Source organism: Herpetosiphon giganteus (assembly GCF_016907925.1).
Taxonomy (GTDB): Bacteria; Chloroflexota; Chloroflexia; order Chloroflexales; family Herpetosiphonaceae; genus Herpetosiphon; species Herpetosiphon giganteus.
Window position 1 is genome coordinate 169,772 of the sequence record NZ_JAFBCZ010000001.1, and the last position, 12,852, is coordinate 182,623.

Consider the following 12,852-nt stretch of genomic DNA (forward strand, 5'->3'; position numbering starts at 1 on the left):
ATATTTGCTGTTGTCGGCTTGCGTCACGAGCCAGTTACCCGAACTCGCGCCCCTGTTTACGGTTTCACAGGGTAACTTGTCCACCGCGCGGGTGGTCGGAAGGGTCGGGAAGTTGCCTCTAGCTTGCGCCAGCGACGGCTACATTGCTATGATTATGCACAGCTGTTGATCATAATCGGCTTTTGGATGATTGTCAATTGTCGGTATGCGCAAATTAGCATAGAATGCAACCAGTAACCGTTTAATTGCAAAGGAAGCACGCTTGTGGATGAACGCTTAGCACTTATGCAGGCTTTGACCGATGCGTCGGGCGTACCAGGCAACGAAGGGCCAGTGCGGGCTGTAATGGCCGAGGCCTTGGCTCCTTTCGGTGAATTAATCAACGATAATCTTGGGAGCATTGCCGCGCGTAAAGCTGGCCCCGAAGGCAGCCCAACGATTCTGCTGGCTGGGCACCTTGATGAAGTTGGCTTTATGGTAACCCGCATCACCGACGATGGCTTTATTAAATTTCAGACTCTCGGTGGCTGGTGGGAAATGGTGATGTTGGCGCAACGGGTGCAAATTGAAACCCGCAATGGGCCAATCGTGGGCCTCGTTGGCTCCAAGCCGCCACATGTGCTCTCGCCAGAAGCACGCAAAAAATTGGTCGAAAAGAAAGATATGTTTATTGATATTGGGGCCAGCTCAGCTGCTGAAGCCCGTGAATGGGGCGTGCGCCCAGGTGATCCAATTATTCCGATGTGTCCATTTACGCCCTTGCAAAACCCCAAAATCGTGATGGCCAAGGCTTGGGATAATCGTTTTGGCTGTGCGGCAGCGGTCGAAGTGCTGCACGAATTGGCCAACGAGAATCTGCCAAATACGGTTGTGGCTGGAGCGACCGTGCAAGAAGAAGTCGGCTTGCGCGGCGCGGCAACCCTCGCCAATCTGGTCAAGCCCGATATTGCCTTTGCAATCGATGTTTGTATTGCTGGCGATACCCCAGGCGTAAGCAAAGACGAAGCCCAAGCCAAAATGGGCGGTGGCCCAGTGCTCTTGCTGTTTGATACCAGCATGATTCCCAATCGCCGTTTGCGCGATTTAGTGGTTGATACCGCTGAAGAATTGGGTATTCCCTATCAGTTCGACACGATGACTGGTGGCAGCACCGATGCAGGGCGTTTTCATATTAATAATGTTGGCGTGCCATCGTTGGCGCTGGGCGTAGCAACGCGCTACATCCATACCCACGCCTCGCTACTGCATCGCGATGATTTTGATCAGGTGGTGACGCTGCTGGCCGCAGTTGTGCGCAAGCTCGATCAAACGACCGTCGATTACATCAAAGCTGGTCAATCGGCCTAAATAATGAGAAGGATGCCATCACCCTCCAACCCCCTCTCCCACTCAAACGCGGGCGAGGGGGAGCATGCGTTTTCAGCACACATTGCAGCAAAACAAAACCACAGGGTTGGGGCGAGGGCAGCTTAAACGTCTATTCTGAGGTACAGTGGCATGCTTGTGCGTTTGGTGGCGGGCTTCGGCTTGAGTTTGCTGGTTGGTGGGCTTGGTTATTGGCGACGTTCGCTCAGTTTGAGCGGCTGGCTCGGCGCAGTTTTGATTGGCACGCTAACGGTGGGCGCTGGCAGTTGGGCTTGGGGCTGGCTGATTATTTTGTTCTTCGCTAGCTCTAGTTTGCTTTCCAAAGTTGGCAAACGTCGCAAAGCAGTCGTTGCGCTCGATAAATTTAGCAAAGACGATCGCCGCGATATTTGGCAAACTATGGCCAATGGCGGTATTCCCTTGATTACTGCGTTGGGCTATGCGTGGCAACCCCATTTTAGTTGGTGGGCCTTGGCTTTGGGCGCGATTGCCACCGCCACCGCCGACACCTGGGCCACCGAAATTGGCACGCTCAGCAAGGGTCGCCCGTTTATGCTCACAACCTTCAAGCAAGTTGAACGCGGACGTTCAGGGGCAATTTCAGGCTTGGGCATGGCCGCCACCAGCCTTGGCGCATTGCTGATTGGACTTAGTTCTTGGGGCTTGACTGGTTTAGGCCTTGGCAATGGCCAAGAACCACAGTTTTGGTTTGTGGTTGCAGCAACTGTGGGCGGCATTGCCGGATCGTTGGCTGATAGTTTGCTTGGCGCGACCGTGCAGCAAATGCGCTGGTGTGAGCATTGCGCAACCGAAACCGAGCGCACAATTCACAAGTGCGGCAATGAAACCCGCCATTATCGCGGCTTGGCATGGCTCAACAACGATTGGGTTAATTTGCTTAGCACTGGGGCAGGCGCTCTGGTCGGCTTATTGATTGCAGCGCTCGCCAATTAGGCATAATTGCTGGTATACCAAGGCGAATATTTGATCTGGCGTAGCTCGCTGCTGGGATAAATCACCTGAGGATCGTCGGCATCGATCTGCACAGCGATGGTTTGGCCAATCGCGATCCGCGCAAACTGCAATTCCTCGACCATCCACGCGCTTTTGGCGTTATAACTTGATCCATCGGGGCGTTGCACTGCAAGGCTCAAAATAACTTCAACATCGCGGCGAAAGCCATTGCTCGAAATATGCTTGCCCTTTTCTGCATCGATCACGGTGGCGCTGGCGGCAATTGAGCGGGCAAATTGGGCTTGATTCTGCGCATCGATGGTGGCCTTGGTTAGCTTTGGCTGGCTACCAAGCGGCGTTTTGGCATTGCGCCCAAGCAGCCATAACGGCAGATAAAAAAGCGGCGTGTAAATCAAAACCCCGCTGGTCATGAGCCAAAATGGATTGATTTCGTGTTGCTCACCATGTTTAGTGCAATAAAATTTGGTTTTGCGCGAAATGCGTGCGGGCAAATCGATAGTGCCGCCAGGACAAACCAGCGGTGTCGTTAATTTTGCTGCAAGCGGCAGTAGCGTAAAAAAACCAGCAGTTGAAAGCATAAAGGCCAGAAAAAACGCCCCAAACCAGCGCATAACTCCTCCAAAGCTTGCTTATTCGAGGGTGCGCATTGCTGCCAAAACCCCACGAACGCCAATTTGTTCTTCGAGTTTGAGGCATTGCTCCAAACCCTTGCGATAAGGGTGCTCGCCATTGCGTAATCTTTCAGCGGCCTTGGTTGCGCCCAAAAAGAGCAAATGTTGGTAAGCAACCCATTCGGCAAAGCCTTCAACCCAATCGTAATCAGTTAATAACGGACAATGTTCGCCCTGCCAAACGTGGGCAAATTCGTGGGCCACAACCAGCCGAAAGCGCCAGCGCGGCAAGCCATACAAGGCATAGACCACCCGCATCCGGCCTTGGCGTAGATACAACCCAAGCATTTGTTGGCCTTCGGTGGCAATCGCGCCTTGACGAGCCAAATCTTGGATTGTTGGCTGATCGACCAGCCGAAAGCTTGCGCCAACTTGGACTTGCAAGCCTGGGTGTTGGGCCAGCGAAGCAACCGTGTCTGCATACAAGGCTTGGGCTTCCTGCGGATCGTAAATTGCGCTGCGATGGCAACTGCCACACTGCGATCGCCCATCGTGCAGCGTCCAGCCATCGCTGCCGACAGGCGCGGCACAACTGCTACAGCGAGGGCGATGCTCAATACAATCTTCGCAATAGCGCTCCGGTCGGTCGGGCAGAAAATAATATGCGCCGGTCAAGCGCTGGCCACAGACCGCGCATTGGCTTTTATCTGGCAGTTGCTGGCTACGAATTGGTGGAATCAAACGGCTTGTCATCGATTTCGCATTCTCATCTAGATTAGCGTGGTATCTGCTACAATTATCCCACGTTGTTTGCCCATAAGCCTGTAACTTAGACGCACAAATTGCAATTTAGTTGTTGGTTGCGCGCGAACGCCTGCCACAGGATCACCTGATGCCTAGACCAAAGGAAGAACTATGACCCAAGCCATCCTATTCGATTGGGGCGGAGTTTTCAATCCACAACATGAATCACTTGAAGGCTATCGGAGCATTGCCCAACGCTATGACCATTCTGCCGAATCGTTGTATGCCTTGTTGTATAACGGCGATGAATGGCGACAAGCGCGGGTTGGCCAGCTAACCAGCCAAGCCTATTGGTCGGGCATGCAGCAAAAATTAGGCATTGATGGTGAGCTAACGGGTTTTATGAATGAGCTATTTGCTGGCGAGCAGCTCAATCAACAGATGGTGCGCATTGCCCAAATGTTGCAGCGCCGCTATCGCACGGGCTTACTCTCGAACGCGCTCGACGACCTAGAGACGATTTTAGAACGCTGGCAGGTTGCCAACTTATTCGATGTGGTGATTAATTCGGCGCGGGTCGGAGTAGCCAAACCGAATCCCCAAGCCTTTGAATTGGCGGTTGAAGCCTTGGGCGTGTCCATGCGTGAGATTGTGTTTATCGACGATAAATTGCGCAATGTGCAGGCAGCCCGAGCGTTTGGCCTGCCGACCGTGCATTTCACCACCACTGCTGCATTAATTGATGAACTTGGCAGCTTGGATGTGCTCAAACCCCATGAACGGGCGATGCTGCGCGAGGAGTTTTGAGCATGCGGATCGTTGCGCTTGCGCCCTTTGGCTTGCGACCCAAAGCAACATTAAGCCGCCGCGCCCTGCCCATGCTGCAAGCTGCCGCTGATCGTGGTGATACGGTGCATGTGCTTGCTCCGAGCGATCTCTACCCTGCCGATGCTGGCCTAACGAGCGTAATTAAGCAAATTACGGTTGAGCATAGCCCGCAGTTTGGCCAAGGCAGCCTGGCAATGCTGCGCTCAGTAATGTGGATGCTTAGGCGCTGTTTAGCGTTAAAGCCAGATCTAGTGCATTTGTTTAAGCCCAAGGGCTATGGTGGCATGGCCTTGCCATTGATTCGGCGCTTGCGGCCCAATTTGCCAATTTTTGTGGATACTGACGATTGGGAAGGCACGGGCGGCTGGAACGATCGCTTGAACTATCCAAGCCATATCAAAGCCTTGATCGATTGGCAAGAGCGTAATTTACCCAAATTGGCTGATTGCGTGACGGTGGCTTCGCAAACCTTGGCCAACCAAGTGATTTTATTTGGTTTGCCAACCAACAGAGTGCTGTATTTGCCCAATAGTGTTGATCTGCCACGGCGCGGCTTGCCTGAGCGTAGTGCAGCGCGGGCCATGCTTGGCCTCGGCCAAGAACCAGTTATCGTGCTGTATAGCCGCTTTTGGGAGTTTCCAGTCAGCGATGTGGTGGCGGCCATGGTTGGTGTGCTGGCGCAAATTCCGCAGGCCAAGCTTTTGGTCATTGGGGCTGGCGAGCATGGCGAAGAACACCAATTAACCAATTTGGCCCAGCAGGCAGGCATCAGCCATGCGCTTGATAACCGCGGCTGGAGCGAGCAACAGACGATTGATGCAGCGTTGGCGGCGGCAGACGTAGCGCTGTACCCAATGGATGATACCGTGCTCAATCGGGCCAAATGCTCGGCCAAATTAACCGAACAAATGCAAGCAGGCTTGGCGATTGTTGCGGCAGCGGTTGGGCAAGTGGGCGAATATCTCGATCAACAGAGCGGCATTTTGGTAGAACCAAGCAATAGCGGAGCCTTAGCCCAAGGCCTGATTCGGCTACTCCAACAACCAGAGCTTCGTCAGCGCTTGGGTTCGGCTGCGCAACAGCGCATTGAAAGCCACTTTAATTGGTCGGCCTACAGTCAAATTCTGCTCCAACGCTATGATCACGCCACGAGCTAGACAATAAACTACCTACAGCATGGCAAGTTTTAGCGTGGCAGGATCGTCCTCATAATGTACTGTTAATCTACCGAACATTGTTGACTCTTGGAGGTTGTGTATGTGGATTACCCGAAGAGTGTGTTTCGTGTTGGTCTTTTTTGGTCTTGTAGCAAGTATATGGCTTAAGCCTGCACCAATGAGCGCCCAAACGCCGTTGACTGGCGATCAGGCTGCGCCATTGTTAAACCCAGAGCAAGCAGGCAGCAAACAGGATTTTGAGGCTGGGTTGAACAGCATCAATGGTGGAACGTCGTATGCCACAGCTTCGTATCCTGGAATTGCCTTTCATCGACGCAATTCAAATGTTGGCTACGCCTATTACGGGGCTGGTTGTACCTATATCAAGTCGATTCCAGGCGCGACCGTTGGTGATAATGAAGCCTTGAGCACCAAATTAGCTATTCCTGAGGGTGCGACCATTATTGGGGTTGAGTTTCAATATCGGGATACCGATGCTAATAATGATTCGCAGCTCTACATCTATCGCTTCAACGGCGCTGGCGGAATTGCCACAGTTGCAACATTAGGGAGTAGTGGCAATGGTGGCTATGGCTCAAGTTATACGTCAGCTAGCTTCACGCCTACACCCTATGATTCATTTAACTATGCCTACTCGTTGGTGTGGTATAGCGGCGGAGTCGGCATCAACCATGCGCTGTGTGGGGTACGGGTAAAATATGCCTATACGCCTTCAGTGGCGCGCCCAGCGAGCACACCACCAGCCAACCGCCCTGATGCCTTACAAGGCGGCGTTACCGGCTATAACTTCACAGCGGCCAGCGATTTTGTCGCGGTCGATGCAAGCAGTCGCTATAGCTATGCTGGCGCTGGTTGTATGATTTTGACCGAAGGCCTCAATTTATCGACCGAAGTCGATATGCCCGATGGTAGGCAATTTCGCGGCTATCGCGCCTTCTACTACAACACAAGCGGCCAAACCATGTATGCCAATCTGGTCCATGTTAACGGCTCTTCTACCTCAACTGTAGCGCTTGAGGGTACAACCCAAGCAACGGGCTATGCCAACGATTATATTAATTTGGATAATAACGTCCAAATCATCAACGAATTGCTCAAAGGCTATTTGCTGTATATTCGCCCGGGCAACAGTGATTCGGCCAAGATGTGTGGGATTCGCTCGTTCTATACGCTGCCAGTTCAGGGTCGCTCAATGGCAGCAACAAGCAAGCCAAGTGCAACTGTTGTTGGCGAGCGCGATGCAAAAGGGGCGTTATTAAGCGAAGCAACCAACGAACCAAGCCCCATGCAAACCTTGGAGCTTGGCACGGTTGAAGAAAGCGCTAGCCCACAAATCACTGATGAATATCAATTTTTAACTCCCTATTCATTCGTTCCCCGCGATACAGCTTATGTGCAGCAAATCGATGCGGCAGGTTGTGTTTCATTTGAGACTGATTCTGAAATTACCTATACCTTCCAATTGCCCGCCAAAAGTGCAATTCGCGGAATCCGCTTTTACTATCGCAATTTAGCTGGCAATGGCGCAACCGCTCGCTTGTGGGCCTATGATGGCAGGGGCTGGTTTAACCCAATCTTTGCCTACCAAATTCCGACAACGACGGGCTATGCATCGCAGATCGTCAACTATACTGGCTCGCATTATGATCTTTCGGAAGGCAGTATCCATCATTCGATCAGTTTCTCGTTGCTCAACCCAACCAATTCTGTTCAATTCTGTGGCGCACGAATTTGGTACACCACTGCCCTGCGCCATTTCTATATTCCAGTCGCCTTCAAGTAAGGATTAAGCCTCGCTAAACCAATCAAGGCCACAGTGCTTGCTGTGGCCTTGGCATTTAAGCTGATTTTTGCGCTTGCGGTTGTTTGCGCGCCAAATAGAATAACAGCCCGATCATCAGGCTGGTCAAAATTGCCAACGCGCCCAGTTTCCACCAGCTATTGGGCAACAACAAGCCAAGGCTGCCAAATAAGCTGCTTACGGTGTAGTAGAAGGCCACAACTTGGCGTTGCGATAAACCCAAATCCAGCAAGCGATGGTGCAAATGCGCCCGATCCGAGACACTGGCCCCGGCCCCACGCACCCGTCGCCAGATGATCATCCACACGCCATCGAGCAACGGCACGCCCAACACCAACAACGCTGTGGCCAGCTTGGCTCCGCCAATGATCGAGCAAATTGCCAAACTATAGCCGATGACCATCGCGCCGCCATCGCCCATAAAGATTTTGGCTGGGTGGAAGTTGTGGGGCAGAAAGCCCAAACATGCGCCCGCCAAAGCCAACGGCACCAACACCAGCGAATATTGGCCCAATGAATAGGTATGAATCGCCAGCACAATCGCGGCGATAAACGTCACGCCAGCAGCCAAGCCATCCAAGCCATCGATCCAATTCAGCGCATTGGTCATGCCCACAATCCAAAAAATCGTGAAGCCAATTGCCAATGGCGGCCAAATCTCGTGGAAATTGATCTGATTGAACGGTGCTGGAAAAGGCGTATTAAATGCTGTGGCAATAATCCCGCGCGCCCCAACATCAACCCCATTAACTGCTGGATGCAGCGTCCATTCCCATAAATAGGGGCCAACTGCAATTAATGCCGCCAGAATTTGGATGATTAAACGAAAACGCGCCGATAGCTTTTTAAGATCGTCGATCGTCATCACAACCCACATCAGGGTTGCACCTGCGGCCAGCAGACCAAGCCGAAAGCTCTCAATTGGAAAGCGCTGCATTTGCGGCACACCCCAAGGCACGACGACCGCCGCCCCCAAAGCAGCCATAAAGCCTGCAAACATGGCCGCGCCGCCAAGCCGTGGGGTTGGAATCCGATGCACCCGCCGCGCTTCGGGAATATCATACAGGCCACGGCGAATAGCCCACGCCCGAATCAAGGGAGTCAAAACGAAGGTAATGCTGGCACCAATGGCTAATACCAGCGCAAATCGCAGAATCATAACTGCTCCAGCTTAGAAGTGTCCGAAAATAAACCGATCAACAGCTTAATGATTGATCCAGCGATTGTAAAACCCACGCGCCACCGCTGGATCATCGGTGCCGCTAACAATCACCCGTCCATCGGGAAATACAGTTGCTTGCAAGCTATCGGCTGCAAAGCGCAAAAGATAGTCGGTTTGCACCACCCGCACATCAGCGTGGTGCAGATGTTGGGCCAAACGCGCTAAGCCAATCGTCGTTGGCTGCTGTGGGCGAATTTGAATCGCGTTGCGGCCACATAAACTGACGGTTGGCTCGCTAGCGTGATCAAGCAAATCGAATTGACGCAAGCCACAAACTGGGCAATCGGGCCGTGGCGCTGGCATTGGCACATGCTCAAATTGCCAAGCCCACAGATCGAGCATAAATAAATCGGGGTTGGCTTGGCCTTGAGCACTCAGCAATTTGAGCGCTTCAGTTGCCGCCAAATTGCCAATTACGCCCACAACTGGCCCAACCACACCCGCAGTTTCACAAGTGGGCATGCTGCCAGGCTCGGGCGATGTTGCAAAAATGCAGCGCCAACAGGCCTGCTGTGGGCGAAAATTCGCGGTCATGCCATGGCCACCAAGCACGCCGCTATAAATCCATGGCACTTGCTCACGCACACACCACTCATTGATTAATAAACGGGTTTCAAGGCTATCGGTGCCATCCATCACCAAATCAACCCCAGCCAGCGCTTGGTCAATCGTGCCAGGGTGCAAATCGAGCACAAGCGCGTCGATTTCGCAGGCACTATTAATTTGCTGAGCATGAGCTTTGGCGGCCACAACTTTTGGTTGCAACTGTTCAGCATCAGCCTCGGTATAAAAACTTTGGCGCGGCAAATTGTGCGTTTCAACCCAATCGCGATCGATCAGGCGCAAATAGCCGATGCCCGCTCGCAGCAAGCTATGCGCGATGGTACTACCGGTTGCGCCCAAGCCCACAATCGCCACCCGCGCTTGGGCTAGCCGCTCCTGCCCAGTTTGGCCAAGCCCGGCAAACCGCGTTTGGCGACTATAGCGTGCTGATTGAATCCCACTACTGGGCATAAAACCCCCTGTTTGCATTGTGGCTCATTGTACCGCGCAGGTGAGACAGTATCAACTTGACAGAGATTGATACCGCCTCGTAAAATCGTAGCTAATTGTTGGTTATTTGTAGCATGGCCTCTTAATTCATTTGCTTGCTCAGCCCCCACTGTGTAAGCCATTTTTGCTATGATGCCCAGTTACGCTTAGCATTATTTTTGACGTGTTAGATGGGAAACACGGCGCACCCAAGGAGTTACCGATGAGCCGCGCCAGCAGCTTTGAACGAGCCACACTCGACCCGTTTTACCACGAGCTTCGCACCTCGCTGACCTTGATCCAAACCTGTACCGATTTGTTGATGCATGCCGACCAAATTGGCCAGGCCGATTTACGCAATTTTTTACAAATTATCCGCCGGGGTGGCACTCGGATTGATCGGCTTGTGCGGGATTATATTTTGTTGGCCAAGGGTGAGTATGGGGTGCTGAGCGAGGAGAAAATCGCCCAGCCAACCTCGGTGTTACCACCGCTCAATTTAGCCTTGCTTGAGGTTCGCGCCGAAAGCCATGATCGCGGGGTTGAAATCGTTAGCGATTTACCAGAAACGATGCCCTTAGTTTTGGCCAATCCCGACCATTTGCGCCTCATTATCGAGCGTTTGCTGAGCGTGGCTTTGCGTTTTGTACGCAACGCTGGTGACGCAGTTGTGGTGCAAACTCGCACCATGCCTGATAGCGTGGCGGTGGTCTTTACGGTCGAGGGCGCGCCGCTGACCGACGAGGATTTGCCGCGGATTTTCGACCGCTTCTTTGTGCCGCAAAACTTGCCGCTCTCACGCGAGCAGCATGGCTTGGGCTTGGATTTACCAGTCGTTAAATCGTTGGTCGAGCTGTATGGCGGCAAAGTTGCAATCGAGCGTTTGGCCAAAGGCAATGTCTTTGCCTTTACGGTTCCGCGCGCCGAGCCAGAAACCAGTCGTAGCTAAAATAATGCAGCGCAGCCACCATGGCTGCGCTGTTTTTTTATGCTTGCAAAACCCGATCAAAAAAGGCTAAGATTTGCTGGTTTATCTGCTGGAGATAGGGGCTGTTAGTGCCGAAGTTATGTTCGGCCTCGGCCAAACGCAACAATTCAACCTCGGCATTGGCAGCCTGCAAAGCTTGCTGCAAAATCAAACTTTGGCTGATCGGCACGGTCTGATCGTGCTCGCCGTGAATCAGCAAAAACGGCGGGGCCGGCTGATCAAGATAGTTCAAGGGATTCGCTTGTTGCACCAACTCGCTGCGGGTTGGCAATGCTCCGCCAACCAACAACGATTCGGGCGAATCTGGCTCGTCGTGCCAATCGCCAAGCTGGCTCAAATCGCTGGGTGCAGCCACCGCCACCACCGCTTGCACGCTGCTTGATTGGTCGGCGCTACCATTGCTACCTTCTAAATCGGCGACATGCCCAGTTACGCCCAACAAACTTGCCAAATGGCCGCCTGCATCGTGGCCCCAAACTCCAATTCTGGTTGGATCGATGCCGAGTTTTTGGGCATTGGCCCGCAACCAACGCACGGCAGCTTTGGCATCGTGCAGCTGGGCGGGGAAAATCGCCTGATCGCTGCGCCGATAGTTGATGCTGGCAACGATGTAGCGGCCAGTTTGCACCAAAAATGGATCGCTGCTCAAGGCTTTATCGCCGCGCCGCCACATACCACCATGCAAATACACAATCACGGGCAAGGGCTGCGCTGGCATTGGTTCAGGCCGATACAGATCGAGAAATAGCAAATAGCCAGCTGCATTGCCATAGGGCAAATCGGTTAATGTTTCTACCTCGTGGGTCATCGCATCCTCGGCTTATTTGGCAATTGGCTGCCGCACAATGCTTGGCCCAACCTCGGGCGGCGTGTAGATTAAGGCCATTGCACCAGGAATATAGCGCTCAAAGGTTGGCAGCACATTTGCCAATTGGGCATTGCTGGTAATATGGCCCGGGCTAACCACGCCCTGATTGTGCCAGGCCACAAAGGTCATCCAATTGACCGTAACCCAATCGTGTTCGGCGCGATAGCTGGCAATCTCAAAGTTGGCCGCCAAATATTCGACCGCCAAAAATGGATCGCTAATTTCATTGGCAACCTCGGTTTCGCTTGGCTGCCAATCGCTATAACGCTGCATTTGGGCTTGGAGCTTGCTACCATAAATGGTTAGCGCAACTGGGCGGCTGGTTGGCTGATTGAGCGAATTCACATAGGGCAACTCGCCATTGAGCAAACTTTTGCCAACCGAAGGCCGCAAATTGGCGGGCCAAACGCTAAAATTGCCCAACCCCAACGAGTTGGCAACCCCTTGCGCCTCTTGATAGACCGGAGTTACTGCCCGCCCAAAACTACCACGCGTCGCCAAAGCCCCGTTATATTCAAAATAAAGTTGGGCCGCAATAATCACGGCAAATTGATCATCTGTAAGTTTGGTAATGGCTTGGCGATTATGGCGTTTGGCGCTAGCAATAATGCTTGAACGCAAACGTAACATAGTCAAATTAAAGCTTGGGTCGTAATAGGCCGCTGGAATATCCGTTGGGTAAGGCCGCCCTGCTGCATAAAATAAGGCAGCTGCACTTGGCCAACCGACGATCGCTGGGGCATTTGGCACATAATAGCTGTGAGTTTGGGGCGGTGCATATTGGTCAAAAACCATTGGCGCTGCCGCAACAATCACTTGCCTACGCTGTAACCCATGAACTCCCAATACTGCTACTAAAAGCAGGCAAAAAAATAATCGCACCTTACGACGCGACATACAGGCTCCTTTGCTTCGTCTACACACAGCCGCACGATATTCAAATCTTCATGCCGCACTGCAAGATGCAGCATAGCATATGGCCTAGATTTTGGGAATACACCAAAGGGTTTATTTTGGGTTGGGTTTAACCGCTTTGGCGAGCAAGTTCTAGGCCAAAAGATCTATTCTATAGACGTTGGTTGGAAGCAAAACGTTGCATTAATGGAGCGTTCCCTCACCCCCCAACCCCCTCTCCCACGAAAACGCGGGCGAGGGGGAGCCGACCTTGTTTCCCAACGAATTGTCCAAGAGTCACACCATGAAAAGCCCCTCGCCCACTGGATAGGAGAGGGGTTGGGGT

The 12,852-nt window shown here is 52.7% G+C and carries 12 protein-coding genes; 6 read left to right on the forward strand and 6 right to left on the reverse strand.

Features of this window, described 5'->3' with window-relative positions; all coding sequences use genetic code 11:
- Positions 1-285 precede the first annotated feature (285 nt).
- Positions 286-1,347, forward strand: a complete 1,062-nt coding sequence (locus JOD20_RS00790) for a M42 family metallopeptidase (protein WP_239583672.1) — start codon at positions 286-288, stop codon at positions 1,345-1,347.
- A 150-nt stretch (positions 1,348-1,497) separates the two neighbouring features.
- Positions 1,498-2,319: a DUF92 domain-containing protein gene (locus tag JOD20_RS00795; protein ID WP_204753452.1), complete on the forward strand. Its 822-nt coding sequence runs from the start codon at positions 1,498-1,500 to the stop codon at positions 2,317-2,319.
- Here the strand turns inward: JOD20_RS00795 and JOD20_RS00800 are convergent.
- A complete protein-coding gene (locus JOD20_RS00800) occupies positions 2,316-2,951 on the reverse strand; it encodes a hypothetical protein (protein ID WP_204753453.1) in 636 nt (211 codons plus the stop codon). The two genes, JOD20_RS00795 and JOD20_RS00800, sit on opposite strands and share 4 nt — an antisense overlap.
- A gap of 18 nt (positions 2,952-2,969) precedes the next feature.
- The gene (locus tag JOD20_RS00805; RefSeq protein WP_204753454.1) at positions 2,970-3,704 is read right to left on the reverse strand and encodes a zinc-binding protein; all 735 of its coding nucleotides are present in this window, start codon (positions 3,702-3,704) and stop codon (positions 2,970-2,972) included.
- A gap of 162 nt (positions 3,705-3,866) precedes the next feature.
- On the opposite strand from JOD20_RS00805, the gene JOD20_RS00810 reads away from it, so the two are divergent.
- The 3 genes from JOD20_RS00810 (at position 3,867) to JOD20_RS00820 (ending at position 7,484) form a co-directional block, all read left to right on the forward strand.
- The gene (locus JOD20_RS00810; RefSeq protein WP_204753455.1) at positions 3,867-4,502 is read left to right on the forward strand and encodes an HAD family hydrolase; all 636 of its coding nucleotides are present in this window, start codon (positions 3,867-3,869) and stop codon (positions 4,500-4,502) included.
- A gap of 2 nt (positions 4,503-4,504) precedes the next feature.
- Positions 4,505-5,680 carry a glycosyltransferase family 4 protein gene (locus JOD20_RS00815; protein WP_204753456.1) on the forward strand — a complete coding sequence of 392 codons (1,176 nt, stop codon included), beginning with the start codon at positions 4,505-4,507 and terminating at the stop codon, positions 5,678-5,680.
- Positions 5,681-5,780: 100 nt separating this feature from the next.
- Complete coding sequence (locus JOD20_RS00820; RefSeq protein WP_204753457.1) at positions 5,781-7,484, forward strand: hypothetical protein; 1,704 nt, start codon at positions 5,781-5,783, stop codon at positions 7,482-7,484.
- 55 nt (positions 7,485-7,539) lie between these two features.
- Here JOD20_RS00820 and JOD20_RS00825 read toward each other — a convergent pair whose 3' ends face one another.
- Positions 7,540-8,661 (reverse strand): MraY family glycosyltransferase, encoded by a 1,122-nt coding sequence (locus JOD20_RS00825; protein WP_204753458.1) that lies wholly within the window; start codon positions 8,659-8,661, stop codon positions 7,540-7,542.
- Positions 8,662-8,706: 45 nt separating this feature from the next.
- On the reverse strand, positions 8,707-9,756 hold the full coding sequence (locus tag JOD20_RS00830; protein ID WP_204753459.1) for a ThiF family adenylyltransferase: 1,050 nt from the start codon (positions 9,754-9,756) through the stop codon (positions 8,707-8,709).
- 223 nt (positions 9,757-9,979) lie between these two features.
- On the opposite strand from JOD20_RS00830, the gene JOD20_RS00835 reads away from it, so the two are divergent.
- Complete coding sequence (locus JOD20_RS00835) at positions 9,980-10,705, forward strand: sensor histidine kinase (protein WP_164689222.1); 726 nt, start codon at positions 9,980-9,982, stop codon at positions 10,703-10,705.
- Between the two features lie 37 nt (positions 10,706-10,742).
- Here the strand turns inward: JOD20_RS00835 and JOD20_RS00840 are convergent, their stop codons facing one another.
- Positions 10,743-11,552, reverse strand: a complete 810-nt coding sequence (locus JOD20_RS00840) for an alpha/beta hydrolase (protein ID WP_204753460.1) — start codon at positions 11,550-11,552, stop codon at positions 10,743-10,745.
- Positions 11,553-11,564: 12 nt separating this feature from the next.
- Complete coding sequence (locus tag JOD20_RS00845) at positions 11,565-12,509, reverse strand: hypothetical protein (RefSeq protein ID WP_204753461.1); 945 nt, start codon at positions 12,507-12,509, stop codon at positions 11,565-11,567.
- Positions 12,510-12,852: the final 343 nt, after the last annotated feature.

Excerpts from the sequence above, each read along its gene's own strand:
- JOD20_RS00790 (WP_239583672.1), top strand. The coding sequence starts at position 286 with ATGCAGGCTTTGACCGATGCGTCGGGCGTACCAGGCAACGAAGGGCCA.
- JOD20_RS00795 (WP_204753452.1), top strand. The coding sequence starts at position 1,498 with ATGCTTGTGCGTTTGGTGGCGGGCTTCGGCTTGAGTTTGCTGGTTGGT.
- JOD20_RS00800 (WP_204753453.1), bottom strand. The coding sequence starts at position 2,951 with ATGCGCTGGTTTGGGGCGTTTTTTCTGGCCTTTATGCTTTCAACTGCT.
- JOD20_RS00805 (WP_204753454.1), bottom strand. The coding sequence starts at position 3,704 with ATGACAAGCCGTTTGATTCCACCAATTCGTAGCCAGCAACTGCCAGAT.
- JOD20_RS00810 (WP_204753455.1), top strand. The coding sequence starts at position 3,867 with ATGACCCAAGCCATCCTATTCGATTGGGGCGGAGTTTTCAATCCACAA.
- JOD20_RS00815 (WP_204753456.1), top strand. The coding sequence starts at position 4,505 with ATGCGGATCGTTGCGCTTGCGCCCTTTGGCTTGCGACCCAAAGCAACA.
- JOD20_RS00820 (WP_204753457.1), top strand. The coding sequence starts at position 5,781 with ATGTGGATTACCCGAAGAGTGTGTTTCGTGTTGGTCTTTTTTGGTCTT.
- JOD20_RS00825 (WP_204753458.1), bottom strand. The coding sequence starts at position 8,661 with ATGATTCTGCGATTTGCGCTGGTATTAGCCATTGGTGCCAGCATTACC.
- JOD20_RS00830 (WP_204753459.1), bottom strand. The coding sequence starts at position 9,756 with ATGCAAACAGGGGGTTTTATGCCCAGTAGTGGGATTCAATCAGCACGC.
- JOD20_RS00835 (WP_164689222.1), top strand. The coding sequence starts at position 9,980 with ATGAGCCGCGCCAGCAGCTTTGAACGAGCCACACTCGACCCGTTTTAC.
- JOD20_RS00840 (WP_204753460.1), bottom strand. The coding sequence starts at position 11,552 with ATGACCCACGAGGTAGAAACATTAACCGATTTGCCCTATGGCAATGCA.
- JOD20_RS00845 (WP_204753461.1), bottom strand. The coding sequence starts at position 12,509 with ATGTCGCGTCGTAAGGTGCGATTATTTTTTTGCCTGCTTTTAGTAGCA.